The sequence below is a fragment of the Cohaesibacter marisflavi genome (assembly GCF_963665895.2).
Taxonomy (GTDB): Bacteria; Pseudomonadota; Alphaproteobacteria; order Rhizobiales; family Cohaesibacteraceae; genus Cohaesibacter; species Cohaesibacter marisflavi.
The window spans coordinates 2404423-2419734 of record NZ_OY762534.1 but is presented as its reverse complement, the minus strand read 5'-3'; the positions used below and the strand labels follow the sequence as shown (position 1 = coordinate 2419734).

Sequence of the window (15312 nt, the reverse complement as noted above, 5' to 3'; positions counted from 1 at the left end):
CATCGTGCCTTGACATCGGTCGGTACACACTCTTCATATCCCTTAGAGCCCATATCGATTTGAATGCAAACACATCGAAGGTAAGGACAGTATGAGCGAGACGAAACCGCCCCTGGAAATTCTGCTATGTGCACCGCGTGGCTTTTGCGCCGGTGTCGACCGGGCAATCCAGATCGTGGATCTGGCGCTCCAGACCTTCGGGGCCCCCGTCTATGTGCGTCACGAGATCGTCCATAACAAATATGTCGTTGAGAGCCTGAAGGCCAAAGGCGCCGTGTTTGTGGAAGAGCTGGACGAAATCCCCCAGACCGAACAGCCGGTCATCTTCTCGGCCCATGGTGTGCCCAAGTCGGTGCCCGCAGCGGCAAAGGCGAACAATTTCTTTTATCTCGATGCCACCTGTCCGCTGGTCTCCAAGGTGCATAAGGAAGCCATGTTGCATGACAGGCGCGGTCATGAGGTTGTGCTCATCGGCCATGCCGGACACCCTGAGGTGATCGGTACCATGGGCCAGTTGGCTGACAATGTGGTCAAGCTGATTGAAACTGTCGAGGATGTCGCAAGCCTTGAGCCAAAGGATCCGGACAATCTGGCATGGATCACCCAGACGACCCTCTCGGTCGATGATACCGCAGGCATCGTTGAAGCGCTGAAGGCGCGCTTCCCCAACATTCAGGGGCCGAACAAGGATGACATCTGCTACGCCACCACCAACCGGCAGGAAGCGGTCAAGACAGTTGCTCCGCGTGCCGATGTGATGATCGTGGTGGGCGCGCCCAACAGCTCAAACTCCAAACGCCTGCGCGAAGTGGGCGAACGGGCCGGCTGTCGGCAATCTCTGCTACTGCAACGCGCCGCCGACATCGATTGGGATAGTCTTGGCGATATTTCTTCGGTGGCCATCACGGCCGGAGCATCTGCGCCTGAAATTCTGGTGGAAGAAGTGATTGATGCCTTCTCTGAGCGCTATGAAGTGTCTGTGGAAGTGATCAGGATCGCCAATGAAGACATGGTCTTCAACATCCCGCGCGAATTGCGCGAAGCAGCGATTGCCGCCGGTGTGCTGGAAGAAGGCCCCAGAGCGGAGCCGGTGAGATAGGCCGAGCAGGTAAACTGACATGGCGAAGCCGGGCCAAGGGCCCGGTGGTCAAAGAAAAGACAATAGAGAAGACAAGTTGAAAGGGGACCGATATGGCGGTCTATACGGAAGTCAGCGATGAAGAATTGAGCGCATTTGTCGACAGCTACAATGTCGGCGCGCTCACATCCTACAAGGGCATTGCGGAGGGCGTCGAAAACTCGAACTTCCTCGTGCAGACCGAAACCGGCCCCTATATTCTCACGCTTTATGAAAAGCGGGTGAACCCGTCCGATCTACCCTTTTTTCTGGGGCTGATGGAGCATCTGTCCGAGCGTGGTTTCAATTGCCCGACGCCTCTTAAAAATCGTGAGGACAAGGCCCTTGGCCATCTGGCCGGACGCCCTGCTGCCATGGTGACTTTCCTTGATGGTATGTGGGTGCGTCGCCCCTCTGTCGAGCAGTGCGAGCAGCTTGGCGTTGCCATGGCCCAGTTGCACAAGGCCGGTGAGGGCTTCGAAATCGAACGGGCCAATGCCTTGTCCGTCGGTGGCTGGCGCCCGCTCTTTGCCATGTGCGCCAACCGCGCCGATGAAGTGCAAAAAGGGCTTCAGAACGAAATCGAGAAGGAACTGGAATATTTTGAGGCTCACTGGCCCAAGGATCTGCCCAAAGGGGTCATTCACGCAGACCTCTTTGTCGACAATGTCTTTTTCCTGCGCGGCGCCTTGTCGGGCATCATCGACTTCTACTTTGCCTGTAACGACCTTCTGGCCTATGACATCGCGATTTGTCTCAATGCCTGGTGCTTTGAACCGGACGACATGTTCAACGTGACCAAGGCCAGAGCCATGCTCAAGGGCTATCAGTCTGTGCGTCCGCTCTCGCTTGAGGAATATAACGCCCTGCCGCTTCTGGCGCGAGGGGCCGCCTTGCGCTTCCACTTAACGCGCCTATATGATTGGCTGAACGTGCCTGAAGGGGCGCAGGTGACGCCGAAAGATCCGATTGAGTATCTCAAGAAACTCCGCTTCCATCGCTCCATCCGGACGCCGATGGATTATGGCATAGAGCGATAGGCTGCCTGAATAGAGCATCGCTCGGGCAAGGGAGGCACGATGAAAAGCTGCGGCATCAACACCGGCACCAAGGTCAAGGATGATCCCTTCCTCTTCCGCAACCATTATCCGCTGCCTGTGCGCGTGATGATTGGGCTGTTCGGTGCCGTGCTCTGGCTGTTGCCCTATGCCTTGCTTGTTGCGCCTCAATGGAACAGTTTCAGCTGGGTGCTTATTCCCTACACCATTCTGGGCCTGATGGGGGGCGTGGGGGGCGCGTTCTTCCTGCTCTCGGCCATTCTGGGCGAGGCGCGGGAAACGCGGCTCGACCTTGAAAGCCAGCAGGTGATCCAGACCACGCGCGATTGGCTGTTTCGTCGTCGCGCCAAGCGGACACCCTTTACCGATATTTCCATTCTGGAATTTCACCGCCCCAACTGGGCGACCGACGAAACCGTGATCGAGATCCATCCGGTTCTGGAAAATGGTGATAGCCTGCCCGCCTTTGGGGCTTTCCCCTCAGAGGAAGAAGCCGAAAAGATCCGCACCCTGATGGGCTTTCGTTCGCAGGGCATGGTGGAAGTATCCGGCTTCAGGGCGGTGGCCAACCGCTGGCGCGGCGCGGCAAGGGTCATTGAGGGTGGTCGCAATGAGCGCGACGATCAATCCTCCGGCTCGGTGCATCGCTTGCATTGAGCGCACCGCTTGTTGAACTGCGCCGCCTTTAGCGCGGAAAATCTTCAAACTGCGGAATTGTTTCCAGTTCATGATCCCAGTCTGCGCGTGAGCCCGTGAAGATATGAGCGGTCGGGAGCAGGGGCAATGGCGTATCCAGACAGCCCGCCGGGACCACCAAACCACCATCAGTCTCCGCCTCGTCATCTTTTGCCCTGACGATACGGGGAAGGGGAGAGCCACATTGCTTGCAGAAGTTGCGAGCATGTCGGCTGTTGGGTATTTGATAGTGCGAAACCATCTCTTCTCCGCTCAGCCATGTGAGCGTTGCTGTGCTGCTGAACAGATTGGATGCATGGGCCGAGCCAGACCCCTTGCGGCAATGGGAGCAGTGGCACAGAAAGAACCCATCAAAAACGGCCTCAATAACAAAAGAGACGCTGCCACAAAGGCACCGTCCCTCATATCTTTGCTTGTGAGCGTCCTGTGTCATGCAAACCGTTTAGTCTGATCTCCAAGCCTTAGAAAATTCTGGCCCGGAGAGGCAATCAGTTTAGCGCTTCAAAGCCTGCTTTGAAGCCATTGAGCTCGATGGGAATGCCGATGCCTTCTTCGGGCGTCTGGAAGACGATGAAGGTTGCCGTCTTGCCACCCTCGAGTAGCTGGAGCAATTTGTCGTCCATGATGACTTCAGCGATGCAGCCCTGTGGCAGGCAGCGCACGAAACCGGCGTTGCCCACATCGGTATCGTCCACATGCAGGCCAAGGCCATGGGGCAGCAACACGCCAAGCGGTGTTAATACCCTGAGGATACGTGCCGACTTGTCAGCGGTTTTGAGAACGATCACCGTCAGGCCCACATTGTCGCGATCAGATGCGGTGACATATTGCATCAGAGCGCATTGCTCAGACGGAGCACCCGGAGGCGTATCGCAGCGGATTTCCCAATCACCATGCTGGGAACGCACAGCCCCTTGGGCATTTGCATCACTGGTCGAAAAGCCGACGGCCATGAGAGATGCCATAAAAAGGGCTGCAACAAGCAGAACGCCATGCTGAAGCTTAGGGAAGAAACGATCCGGGGCGTGCTTTGGGGTCATTGAAGATGTCACCATGACTATCGCTCTTAGGGGCCTGAATTGGGGTTAACGCAATCAGTAATCTATTTGCCTGATTCGTCATACCCATGTCTTGGAAATGCACTCAATGACAGCTCTAAGCCGGAATTGTGGCAATAAAATATTGGGGATATTTAGCCGAATAAGCGCCCCTACGCCTAAAACCTTATGTGGATATTTTTGAATAATAAAGCTTAATTCGCCAAGTGGGGCAGGATGTCGCACTAATGGACTATGTGCAGAGGTTGCGACAGACGGTCGCATGTGTCTGAATGGATGAAGACTTGATCTGTATCAAATTTCAGATTGACGCAGTTGTAAACGCCTCAGGTTAAAACCGCAGTTGAAGCGCACCGTTTCAGACTGACGGTAGAAAAGCGAGACCACAGGCTTAAGGGCAAACCGCGTTCAAACTCGGAAGAGTAGACAGATCACACTGCCAATCTGGCCATTTTAGGGCAGCAGGGCGGTTAAGAGGATCGACATGAGGAGGATCGAACGTGGTGATTGCCAAAGAGGGTATCAACACAGATAGCCAAAGCTGCAGACATCTGATCGCAGTGGGTCGGGATTGTCTGGCACTGCTTGCTGTTGCTGCAGCGTGGATATTGTCGGGAAATGGAGCGGCGCAGGCTTCTCAGCCGACCAGCTGGGGTGCCAGCTTGCAAGCGGCGGCCTCTCCCGTAATGGAAGATGTGCACTGGTTCGGTAGCTTTACCTTCTGGATCGTCATTCCGATCGTTCTGTTTGTCGCCATTCTGCTGGCGATCGTCATGATCCGGTTCAACGCCAAGAGCAATCCGAACCCGTCCAAGACTTCGCACAACACCTTGCTTGAAGTGGCATGGACGGTTGTGCCGATCCTCATTCTCATGGTTCTGGCAGTGCCGTCTTTCCGCCTGCTCTATAAGCAGATGGAAGTCCCGCCTGCTGACCTTACCGTCAAGGTGACCGGATATCAGTGGTATTGGGGCTATGAATATCCCGATTTCGAAGGGGTCAGCTTCGATTCCCTGATGCTGAGCGATGAAGAACGTACAGAGAAAGGCACCAACGAGCCGCGTCTTCTGGCCGTGGATAACGAAATGGTCGTGCCCGTGAACAAGGTCGTGCGTCTGCAAATCACCTCAGCCGATGTTATCCATTCCTACGCCATGCCATCCATGGGCGTGAAGATGGACGCTGTACCCGGTCGCCTCAACGAAACATGGTTCAAGGCCGAGCGAGAAGGCATCTATTATGGCCAATGCTCAGAGCTATGCGGCAAGGATCACGCCTTCATGCCGCTGGCTGTGCGTGTGGTCAGCGAGGAGCAGTATCAAGACTGGCTGACTGCTGCAGCCGACGACGTCTTTGAGGCCAACAAGGCACTTCGGGCCGATCTTTATCCGCAATCAAACCTGAAACTGGCCGCGCAATAGCGCCAACGCACAAGGGAGCAAACGCAATGTCTGTAACCACTGCCCCAAATGCGCATGGTGATGCGCATGCCATTCCAACGGGCTGGAAACGCTGGGTCTATTCGACCAACCACAAGGACATCGGCACTATGTATCTGATCTTTGCCATCATGGCAGGGATCGTCGGTGGGCTGTTGTCCGGAGGCATCCGGCTTGAACTGCAGGAGCCGGGACTGCAATTCTTCTCCGATCCGCACCTGTTCAACGTGTTCACCACGGGCCATGGCCTGATCATGATTTTCTTCATGGTGATGCCTGCGCTCATTGGTGGCTTTGGCAACTGGTTCGTGCCCATCATGATCGGTGCGCCGGATATGGCCTTCCCGCGCATGAACAATATTTCCTTCTGGCTGTTGCCGCCGTCCTTCCTGCTGCTGATCATTTCGCTGTTTGTGGAAGGGCCTCCGGGTGGAACCGGCTTTGGTGGTGGCTGGACAGCCTATCCGCCGCTTTCCAGCAAATTGGGCCATCCCGGTCCGGCAATGGATCTGGCGATTTTCGCGCTGCATATCTCAGGCGCGTCATCCATTCTGGGTGCGATCAACTTCATCACCACCATCTTCAACATGCGTGCGCCGGGTATGACCCTGCACAAGATGCCGCTGTTTGCATGGTCCGTGCTGGTCACTGCCTTCCTGCTGCTTCTCAGCCTGCCGGTCTTTGCCGGTGCCATCACCATGTTGCTGACAGACCGTAACTTCGGCACGTCCTTCTTTGATCCGGCCGGTGGCGGCGATCCGGTGCTCTACCAGCATCTGTTCTGGTTCTTCGGCCATCCGGAAGTGTATATCCTGATCTTGCCGGGCTTTGGCATCATCTCGCACATCGTGTCCACTTTCTCAAAAAAGCCGATCTTCGGTTATCTGGGCATGGCCTATGCCATGGTGGCCATTGGCGTTGTCGGTTTCATCGTCTGGGCGCACCATATGTATACGGTGGGACTGGATGTGGACACACAGGCCTACTTCCTGTTCGCGACCATGGTCATTGCGGTCCCCACGGGCATCAAGATCTTCTCGTGGATTGCCACCATGTGGGGCGGATCGATTTCCTTCCGCACGCCGATGTTGTGGGCCGTGGGCTTCATCTTCCTCTTCACCATCGGAGGCGTGACGGGCGTCCAGCTGGCCAATGCCGGTCTCGACCGGGCCCTGCATGACACCTATTATGTGGTGGCCCATTTCCACTATGTGCTCTCGCTGGGTGCGGTGTTTGCGATCTTTGCGGCCTGGTATTACTGGTTCCCGAAAATGTTCGGCATCATGTATAACGAGACCCTCGGCAAGCTGCATTTCTGGGTGATGTTTGTTGGCGTCAACCTTGTCTTCATGCCGCAGCATTTCCTCGGCTTGCAAGGCATGCCGCGCCGCTATGCCGACTATCCGGACGCCTATGCCGGTTGGAACGCTATCTCCAGCTATGGCTATTACATCACCTTCGTTGGCGTTGTCATTTTCCTCTATTGCGTCTTTGAAGCCTTCGCCAAAAAGCGCAAGGCCGAGGACAATCCATGGGGTGAGGGGGCAGATACGCTCGAATGGCAGCTGTCTTCGCCACCACCATTCCACCAATGGGAAGAATTGCCCCGCATTCGCTAGGGCAGAAAGGCCAGCGAGGAGGCCCGCAGCCAGGGTTTGATCATTCGAACTCTGGCGCCTCGCCCCCCGCTTGCTCATCGATAAGACCTTTAGAAGGCCAGAAGCAAAAAGAAGAGTAGCAAGAAAGCCAAGAAGACAGAGAAATCAAAGGACCCAGAACAAGCAGGCAGGCTGAAACCTGTCCGGGAGAGACCCAGGAGAAAGACCATGACCCTAGTGGACCAGACCGAGAGCAAACAGGCCCTGACCGCCACCGCCATCACCCGCACGGATTTCGGCGCCGATTTCAGCGGAGCGGAGGTGCGCGACTATATTGCCCTCATGAAGCCGCGGGTGATGTCTCTGGTGATCTTCACGGCTCTGGTCGGTCTCATGGTTGCCCCCGGTAGTCTGCATCCTCTGGAAAGCCTCATCGCCATTCTGTGCATTGCCATTGGCGGTGGCGCATCCGGCGCGCTCAATATGTGGTATGACGCCGATATCGACGCCGTGATGAAGCGCACGGCCAACCGGCCCATCCCCTCAGGGCGCATCACGCCGGGCGAAGCGCTCGGCTTCGGGCTGACGCTGTCTTTCGGCTCTGTGCTGATCCTTGGCCTGTTGGTCAACTGGTTGGCCGGCGGGCTGTTGGCCTTCACCATCTTCTTTTATGCCGTGGTTTATACCATCTGGCTGAAGCGCTCCACGCCGCAGAATATCGTCATTGGTGGTGCCGCAGGTGCCTTCCCGCCGATGATCGGCTGGGCGGCTGTTACCGGCAGCGTCAGCATCGAATCCATCACACTGTTCCTCATCATATTCATGTGGACGCCGCCCCATTTCTGGGCGCTGGCTCTCATCAAGAGCGATGACTATCGCGCCGCCAAGGTGCCCATGCTGCCGGTGGTGGCAGGGGAAGCCGTGACGCGCTCGCAAATTCTTATCTACTCGGTGCTTTTGGCTCCCATCGGCGTGATGCCCGCGTTGCTCGGCTTTGCCGGTGTGGCTTATGGCGCCCTGTCGATTGCGCTGGGGCTGTTGTTTGTAGGTGCTGCCCTGCGGGTCTATTTCATTCGCGAGGGAACCCCCGCCAGAAAGGCTGCCGGACAGATGTTCGGTTTCTCCATTCTCTATCTGTTTTTGCTTTATGCCACCTTGCTCTTTGAGCGCCTTATTGGCCTTGAAGCGCTGCCCGCAATGATTTGAGGCGCGCTGTTCATAAATTCACAAAGAGCAAGACCCGCAACCAGACAACAAAGGAAAAAGCCCATGGCTGAAATCATCGAAAAGGTCACTCTGACCGAAGAGCAGAAAAAGCGTCAGCACAAACGCTCGGTTGCCATTGCCTTCGCATTGGGAGCGCTGGTGCTCATTTTCTACGCCATCACCATCGTCAAGATGGGGCCGGGCGTGATGAACCGTCCTTTGTGATCTGCCGGGGGAAGGAACCAACTGCCAATGAGTGCGCATATCGAGCCCAACATTGAAAATGATGGCAAGGTCAAACCTGCCGACAATGCCCGCGCCAACTTAAGGCTGGCCTATGGCTTGCTGGGCTTTGTGGGCATAATGGTCGGCATGGCCTATGCTGCCGTGCCGCTCTATTCGCTCTTTTGTCAGGTCACCGGCTATGGCGGCACCACACAGGCGGCCAATGCCGCCCCGAGCGCTGCGATTGCGCGTGAAATGACGGTGCGCTTTGATGCCAATGTCTCCGGCGGGCTCAACTGGTCCTTCCGGCCCGAAACCAAGCCCGTCACCCTCAAGGTAGGCGAAACCGGAGAGGCGAGCTATCTGGTGGTCAATACCGGCTCATCCCCTTCGGCTGGTACAGCCACCTTCAACGTGACACCACAGGCCGCAGGGGCCTATTTCAACAAGCTGGAATGCTTCTGTTTCACCGAACAGACGGTCAAGGCAGGCGAGACCAGCCATATGCCGGTGATCTTCTTTATCGATCCCGATATCGACAAGAATCCCGAACTCAAGACCATCGACACAATTACCCTGTCTTACACATTCTTCCCGCTGGAGAAGGAGCCTGCTGACAAGGCGGCAAACCTTCGCGGGAGCACAGAAACCAGCGACAAGACATTGACGCGCTTTGGAGGAGGAGCAGACAATGGCTGAGGCTCACAGCAAGAACCACGATTATCACATCATAGACCCCAGCCCGTGGCCCATCATCGCGTCGGTATATGCCTTCGTGATGGCAATCGGAGCCGTGACCCTGTTTCATGGCGGCACAGGCCTTATTCTCATCGCCGGTACGCTTGGTGTGCTCTACACCATGCTTGGCTGGTGGCGCGATGTGGTCAAGGAATCTCTGGAAGGCCATCACACCCCTGTGGTGCAGTTGCATTTGCGCTATGGCATGATCCTGTTCATCGCCTCCGAAGTGATGTTCTTCGTGGCATGGTTTTGGGCCTTCTTTGACGCCAGCCTGTTTGCCGATGAAGCAAAACAATATCTGCGCACGGAGTTTCTGGGCGGGGTTTGGCCGCCTGAAGGGCTTGAGGTGATCGATCCTTGGCATCTGCCATTGTTCAACACGCTGCTCCTGCTTGCATCCGGCACCACCATCACATGGGCTCACCATGCGCTTTTGGAAAATGACCGGGAAGGGCTGAAGAAGGGTCTGGCGCTGACGATCATTTTGGGCATCGTCTTCTCTGCCGTGCAGGTTTACGAATATGTCCACGCGCCGTTTGCCTTCAAGGAAAGTATTTACGGGGCAACATTCTTCATGGCCACCGGCTTTCATGGCTTCCACGTATTCGTCGGCACGATCTTCCTGATCGTCTGTCTGATCCGCGTCTATAAGGGACATTTCACCCCTGAAAAGCATTTCGGATTTGAAGCTGCTGCCTGGTATTGGCATTTCGTGGATGTGGTCTGGTTGTTCCTGTTCACCACCATCTATGTCTGGGGCAATTTCGGCGGCACTATCGCCCATTAGCACTATTCCCATCGGGGCGTGGATAACGCGCCCCTGATGGTCAGGAGTGATGAATATGTCAGACTATAAGGGCAGCATTGCTCGCACGGCCTTTGCTGGCAAATGCCCTCGTTGCGGCGAGGGAAAGCTCTACAAGAGCTTCCTCAAGGTGGGGGACCAGTGCGATGTTTGCGGCCTTGATTACGGCTTCATCGACAGTGGTGATGGTCCTGCGCCCTTTGTCATCATGATTGTCGGCTTCATCGCTACCGGTGGACTGCTCTATACCGAGTTTACTTACGAGCCGCTGGTCTGGTTGCAAGCGATTATCTGGGCCCCGGTTGCCACCTTGCTTTGCGTTGCTTTTCTTTATTGGCTGAAAGGTGCGCTCATCGCCCAGCAATATCAAACCAAGGCCGAGCAGGGCCAGCGCCTTGATGGTCCGCTTGCCGAGGTGGTCAATAAGGCTGAAGCAGAGTGATCAGATCGGGCACGATCTCCTCCCAGCCTATGACGGACGTGAAGAAAGACAATCCCCCCATCGCAAAGACGGAAATCGCATTGAAAAACATGATGGTCATCAGGGCGACCCGTTGCCATGCCTTGTAATAGAAGGCAAGGCTGATATTGGCCACATTGATCAGGAAAATCACCGGCAAAGCCACGGCAAGACCACGCAAATCCGGCCCCAAAAAGCCAATGATCGCAACTCCGATCTGCACCGCAAGGGGAAATAGCAGATTGAGCGAAAAGAATATCAGGGCAAAGCGGGCTGGCTGTGAATGCATCTTGATAAAATCCTCTTTGCTCCACCCGTGCGGCGGACGTCTGATAGCGTGGCGGCCCAAAAGCCTGTAGCCTTCCGGTGAGGTAGCATAAAGAGAGCAGGAGTGTGCAGGAAAAGTGATTTCCAGATCGAAAATCGTGCTGTTCAGCCTCGCGGCCTTAGGCGCCTTTGCCATTCTGATTGCGCTGGGCAACTGGCAGGTGCGGCGGCTCGCATGGAAAGAGCAACTGATCGCCGATGTCTCCTCCCGCGTGGCATCGTCCCCCGTTGCGGCGCCCGGGCCGAAGCAATGGGCCGATCTGTCGCGCGATGATGCCGTCTATCGTCCCGTTCTTCTTACCGGTCACTATGATCATTCTCGCGAAGTGCATGTATGGTTTGCGCTCAACGATCCGCAAGGCGGGCCCCTTCGCGGTCCAGGCTACATGATCATGACGCCCTTTGTCACCACTGATGGCTGGCAGGTGATCGTCAATAGGGGCTTTGTACCCGAACAGCTCAAGGAGCGGGAAAGCCGCCCCGAAACTCTGGTGGAAGGCACCCAAACGCTCACCGGCCTCATGCGCTTTGACGAGCCGAAAAACTGGCTGAGCCCGAAGACGGACGAACAGAAGAATGTCTGGATTGTCAGGCAGGTTGAGGAAATGGCCGATTTTCTTGGCATGGATGAAACCCGCACCGCGCCTTATTGGGTCGATCTGGTCAAGGGGCAGGGCGTGCCTTGGGGCCCGGAGGCTGCCAGCTTGCCACAAGGCGGGGAGACCCGCATCACCTTCCGCAACAGTCATTTACAATATGCCGTCACATGGTATGGCTTGGCCGCAGTGCTGGCCATCATCTTCTTGCTTTTCCTGCGGAAGAGTCTTTCAAGAGACAAGAAGGCTGGACAAGATCACGCTGTTTCCAACAAATTGCAGTCCTGAGCATTGACGTATTCGGTACGAAGGTCCACATGAGAGGTCTTGTGGCAAGGCGCCTGTCCGAAGCGCTGACGGTCGCCACGGGATGGCTTGATATGACAGACAGTTTGCGAGGATGGACACGATGCTGGTGATTTTTGACTGCGACGGCACTTTGGTGGATACGGAAATCATCTGGGCCAAGGCCAGTCTCGAGATCTTCAAGGAAGAGGATCTTGATATGGATCTTGAGGCCTATAACAGCACCTATGCCGGCATGACAAACGCCGAAATCATCCAGCTAATCGAAGAAGACATCGAACGTTCCCTGCCGCATGACATCCTACAACGGATTACCGACCGTGCAACGAGCAAGCTGGACAAGCTTAAGGTGATCGAAGGCGCTCACGAAATGCTGGACCAGCTCGACTATCCGCGTTGTGTCTGTTCCAACACGGCCATGGAGCGGCTGGAAGCCAATATGCGCCTCGTCGATCTGTGGGACCGCTTCCGCCCTTATGTCTATTCCGCCGTTGAGGTAGGGACAAAGCTGCCAAAGCCGGATCCCAATGTCTTCCTGCATGCCGCAACTGTGCTTGAAACCGACCCTTCCGAGTGCTTCGTCATTGAAGACAGCACCCATGGGGTTCAGGCTGCCTGTCAGGCCGGGATGCGTGTCATCGGCTTCATTGGCGCAAGCCACAGCTACCTTGGCCACGGCGAACATCTGATGGATGCCGGAGCGGAAACGGTGGTGCGTCGCCTCGCCGACCTTCCGGCAACGATTGATGCCCTGAAAGACTGGCACGAGCAATAATCTGCTAAGGCTAATCAGACAAATTGGCAAAGGGCCGCAAGAGAGCGACCAGAAAAAGGGGCCTTGCAAGGCCCCTTGTGCTATGATGGCTTTTGAAAAGGCGAAATATTGGCAGGCCCCTTCGAATGGCCTGTAGCCCTAACGAACTATTAACCATAACAAGACAATTGCGGCGCTTTTACCTGCTTCAAATTTTGAGGCGGCTGCGATTTTACGATTTGTGAATGTCCCCTGTGGTTTGATTTGCTTGAATTAAGACAGGGGTGTTCATATGGCTCGTCGGGGTACTGGAGCAGTGTCTTTCATAGGACTGCTTCAGCGCATTGTTTTTGGAATTGCCATAACGTTTTTTGCATGTGCGGGTGCGTTGTCTGCCCATGCTTGGGCTGACGAACTCCCATACCCTCAAGAAGCCATCATTCTCACAATTTCGGGCGCAGTTCAAAATCACAATGCCAAGGGCCTTGTTTATCTGGATCGCCCGATGATTGAGGCTATCGGGCTGAGTGAGGTAAACACCCACACGGTGTATTCAAGTAAGGCCCACCAATGGCACGGTGTTTTGATGCGGGATCTTCTCGTCTATGTCGGAGCCAAGGGCGAAACCATTGAGGTGCACGCGCTGGATGGCTACCGGACCGAAATTCCCGTTCAGGATTTCTATGACTATGACGTGCTGCTGGCGACCAAGCAGGATGGCCGAGACCTGAGCATTCGCCGCCGTGGCCCCATCAGAATCATCTATCCGATTGACCATGACGAGTCGCTTCTTGATCCCAAATATACCTCACGTTTCGTCTGGCAAATCGAGAAGATGATAGTGAAATGAAGTTTTATTCCAAAGTCTTGGCCATTGCCTATCTGATCTCGGTCGTTGGACTGCTGCTTCTGGAGCTGACACAGTTCCAGAAGGTAGACCGGTTGCGCGGACAGATTTCGCAAAGCTATGAGATGATTTCCGGGCGCGATGAGGGCATTCGGCTGGAGCTGGAATATAGACGCTTTCGCAGCATAACAGGCAAATATGTCTTTGGGGAAAAACTGCAGGATGTGAGTGCAGGTCCGGATACCGCCCAGAGTGTCTCCCATGAAATGGTGCTGAAATGGTTCGATATTCTCTGGAGCCGCGTGTTCAGCATCACGTCCATCGGCGCAGAGGTTCCCGAAGCCCAGCATGAAAAATTCAACAGCTTGCTGATCAATCTGCGCAGCTCCTTGCGAGAGGTCGATCCCCTGGTCCAGCAGCTCAGGCCGGGTAATCTCATAGCTTTCAGGGATATAGAGGACACGCTATCCCCTTATGAGGAAGACATTACCAGTATGGCCGCCGCCATCGCCCAAACGCGGGTCGAGCGTGCCTCGACGCTTCAAAAGCGGTTGGACGCAGCGCTCGTCTCTATGGACACGCTCCTTGTAAGCTCGGCCGCAGGCGGCGTGCTCATTCTTACCCTGTTTGGGGTAGAAGCCTATCGGGCACGCAAGGAAGAAAGCCGGATCAAGGGACGCGAAGCCCGGATACGCTTTCTGGCCGAGCATGACGCATTGACCGGCCTTGGCAACAGGTCGTTTCTCAATGAAAAGATGAACCGCTTTATTGAGTATGCCGATGCACACGGGGAGGGGCTTAATCTTATCCTCTTTGATCTGGACAAGTTTAAGGATGTGAACGACACCTTCGGACATCCCATGGGAGACCGCCTGCTCAAGAATGCCGCCGCACGTTTGACGGCCATCTTCAGCGGCGAAGCCGATATCGTGACCCGCCTTGGAGGCGATGAGTTTGCCGTTTTACAACGGGCAGACTTTGCCACCAGCGAAAAGATGGTTGGAGAGGTGATCGACGCTCTCAGTTCCGCATTTGAACTCTCGGGCAATGATATCCGTATCTCCTCTTCCGTGGGGATTTCCCGCTACCCCGATCTGTCCCATTCTGCCGATGAATTGCTACGCGATGCGGATCTGGCTCTGTATGAGGCCAAGAGGCAGGGGCGGCAAAGATATTGTCTTTATGAAACTGGCATGAGTGTTGCAATCCAGAACAGGGTCTGTCTTGAGGCAGACCTGCGCCATTCGCTGCAATGTGGCGGCGATGGATTGGAGGTTTATTATCAACCGCAGGTCTCTACAGATTTGAAATCGGGCACATGCAAGGTCACCGGCGTGGAGGCCCTCGTGCGCTGGTTCCACCCCGATCAGGGTCAGATCCCAACGCTGGATTTCATCAACATCGCTGAGGATGCCGGTCTTATCGGCGCTCTGTCCGACTGGATTTTCAGGGAGGCCTGTACAGATCTTGTCAACTGGCATCAATCCGGTTTCAAACTGCATCTCTCGATCAACCTTTCGCCGCACCAGCTCAACAACGACAATCTCGCTTCAGAGCTGATACAGCTGCTTGAGCGGACCGGCATTGACCCCAACTATCTGACCCTTGAGATCACCGAGAGTGTAGATGTGAAGGACACTCGCAAGGCCGCAAAAATGCTCTCGCAGCTATCGGCGCGAGGCATCTCTCTGGCGATGGACGACTTTGGCACCGGCTATTCCAACCTTGGCTATCTCAAGAGCCTGCCGCTGGATATTCTCAAGATTGACCGCTCTTTCGTAAAGCAGATTGAAGACAAGGAAGAAGACCGCAAGCTGGTGCGCGGCATTATCAATCTGGCACGCGGTATGGGGCTGAAAATTATCGCCGAAGGGGTGGAAACCGAAGAGCAGATGCATTTTCTGCAGGAACAGAAATGTCATACTTTCCAAGGGTATCTCTTTGGTCGTCCAATGCATAAATTGTCTGTGCTGGCCCTGCTTGCCAATGCCGAGCCCAATGTTTTCAACGAGGCAATTTCATTGCCGGATCTTTCCGATCCATCCATGACGATTGTGGACCCCTAGCCACAAGTACGCT

At 55.3% G+C, this 15312-nt stretch carries 17 protein-coding genes; 14 read left to right on the top strand and 3 right to left on the bottom strand.

All coding sequences use genetic code 11. From position 1 onward, the window contains the following. The first annotated feature begins 91 nt into the window (after window positions 1-91). The 3 genes from ispH to ACKPCT_RS12050 all read left to right on the top strand — a co-directional run bounded on the left by ispH (window position 92) and on the right by ACKPCT_RS12050 (window position 2832). Window positions 92-1099 carry a 4-hydroxy-3-methylbut-2-enyl diphosphate reductase gene (gene ispH / locus ACKPCT_RS12060; protein ID WP_090070972.1) on the top strand — a complete coding sequence of 336 codons (1008 nt, stop codon included), beginning with the start codon at window positions 92-94 and terminating at the stop codon, window positions 1097-1099. A gap of 92 nt (window positions 1100-1191) precedes the next feature. After that, on the top strand, window positions 1192-2157 hold the full coding sequence (locus ACKPCT_RS12055; protein ID WP_319569309.1) for a homoserine kinase: 966 nt from the start codon (window positions 1192-1194) through the stop codon (window positions 2155-2157). 39 nt (window positions 2158-2196) lie between these two features. Next, window positions 2197-2832, top strand: a complete 636-nt coding sequence (locus tag ACKPCT_RS12050; RefSeq protein WP_319569308.1) for a hypothetical protein — start codon at window positions 2197-2199, stop codon at window positions 2830-2832. 28 nt (window positions 2833-2860) lie between these two features. Here the strand turns inward: ACKPCT_RS12050 and ACKPCT_RS12045 are convergent, their stop codons facing one another. Next, on the bottom strand, window positions 2861-3304 hold the full coding sequence (locus ACKPCT_RS12045) for a GFA family protein (protein WP_319569307.1): 444 nt from the start codon (window positions 3302-3304) through the stop codon (window positions 2861-2863). Window positions 3305-3359: 55 nt separating this feature from the next. Continuing rightward, the gene (locus tag ACKPCT_RS12040) at window positions 3360-3836 is read right to left on the bottom strand and encodes an invasion associated locus B family protein (RefSeq protein ID WP_319569421.1); all 477 of its coding nucleotides are present in this window, start codon (window positions 3834-3836) and stop codon (window positions 3360-3362) included. A gap of 653 nt (window positions 3837-4489) precedes the next feature. On the opposite strand from ACKPCT_RS12040, the gene coxB reads away from it, so the two are divergent. The 7 genes from coxB to ACKPCT_RS12005 all read left to right on the top strand — a co-directional run bounded on the left by coxB (window position 4490) and on the right by ACKPCT_RS12005 (window position 10385). Continuing rightward, on the top strand, window positions 4490-5350 hold the full coding sequence (gene coxB, locus ACKPCT_RS12035; protein WP_407652487.1) for a cytochrome c oxidase subunit II: 861 nt from the start codon (window positions 4490-4492) through the stop codon (window positions 5348-5350). Window positions 5351-5376: 26 nt separating this feature from the next. Then, window positions 5377-6987 carry a cytochrome c oxidase subunit I gene (ctaD, locus tag ACKPCT_RS12030; RefSeq protein ID WP_319569306.1) on the top strand — a complete coding sequence of 537 codons (1611 nt, stop codon included), beginning with the start codon at window positions 5377-5379 and terminating at the stop codon, window positions 6985-6987. A 207-nt stretch (window positions 6988-7194) separates the two neighbouring features. Further along, the gene (locus ACKPCT_RS12025) at window positions 7195-8172 is read left to right on the top strand and encodes a heme o synthase (protein WP_319569305.1); all 978 of its coding nucleotides are present in this window, start codon (window positions 7195-7197) and stop codon (window positions 8170-8172) included. Between the two features lie 63 nt (window positions 8173-8235). Beyond that, window positions 8236-8397, top strand: coding sequence for a hypothetical protein (locus tag ACKPCT_RS12020; RefSeq protein WP_175527992.1), 162 nt, complete (start codon window positions 8236-8238; stop codon window positions 8395-8397). A 27-nt stretch (window positions 8398-8424) separates the two neighbouring features. After that, window positions 8425-9096, top strand: coding sequence for a cytochrome c oxidase assembly protein (locus ACKPCT_RS12015; protein WP_319569304.1), 672 nt, complete (start codon window positions 8425-8427; stop codon window positions 9094-9096). After that, entirely contained in the window at window positions 9089-9925 is an 837-nt protein-coding gene (locus ACKPCT_RS12010) for a cytochrome c oxidase subunit 3 (RefSeq protein ID WP_319569303.1), read from the top strand. The genes ACKPCT_RS12015 and ACKPCT_RS12010 overlap by 8 nt, the downstream gene beginning before the upstream one ends. Before the next feature lie 55 nt (window positions 9926-9980). After that, the gene (locus ACKPCT_RS12005; protein ID WP_319569302.1) at window positions 9981-10385 is read left to right on the top strand and encodes a DUF983 domain-containing protein; all 405 of its coding nucleotides are present in this window, start codon (window positions 9981-9983) and stop codon (window positions 10383-10385) included. On the opposite strand, the gene ACKPCT_RS12000 is transcribed toward ACKPCT_RS12005, so the two are convergent. Then, complete coding sequence (locus tag ACKPCT_RS12000) at window positions 10363-10692, bottom strand: hypothetical protein (protein ID WP_090070952.1); 330 nt, start codon at window positions 10690-10692, stop codon at window positions 10363-10365. The two genes, ACKPCT_RS12005 and ACKPCT_RS12000, sit on opposite strands and share 23 nt — an antisense overlap. 115 nt (window positions 10693-10807) lie before the next feature. Between ACKPCT_RS12000 and ACKPCT_RS11995 the strand changes: the two genes are divergently transcribed. The 4 genes from ACKPCT_RS11995 (at window position 10808) to ACKPCT_RS11980 (ending at window position 15299) form a co-directional block, all read left to right on the top strand. After that, window positions 10808-11614, top strand: a complete 807-nt coding sequence (locus tag ACKPCT_RS11995) for an SURF1 family protein (protein WP_090070950.1) — start codon at window positions 10808-10810, stop codon at window positions 11612-11614. 121 nt (window positions 11615-11735) lie between these two features. Further along, window positions 11736-12407, top strand: a complete 672-nt coding sequence (locus ACKPCT_RS11990) for an HAD family hydrolase (protein WP_175527991.1) — start codon at window positions 11736-11738, stop codon at window positions 12405-12407. Window positions 12408-12774: 367 nt separating this feature from the next. Next, entirely contained in the window at window positions 12775-13236 is a 462-nt protein-coding gene (locus ACKPCT_RS11985) for a molybdopterin-dependent oxidoreductase (protein WP_319569301.1), read from the top strand. Then, on the top strand, window positions 13233-15299 hold the full coding sequence (locus ACKPCT_RS11980) for a putative bifunctional diguanylate cyclase/phosphodiesterase (RefSeq protein WP_319569300.1): 2067 nt from the start codon (window positions 13233-13235) through the stop codon (window positions 15297-15299). The genes ACKPCT_RS11985 and ACKPCT_RS11980 overlap by 4 nt, the downstream gene beginning before the upstream one ends. Window positions 15300-15312: the final 13 nt, after the last annotated feature.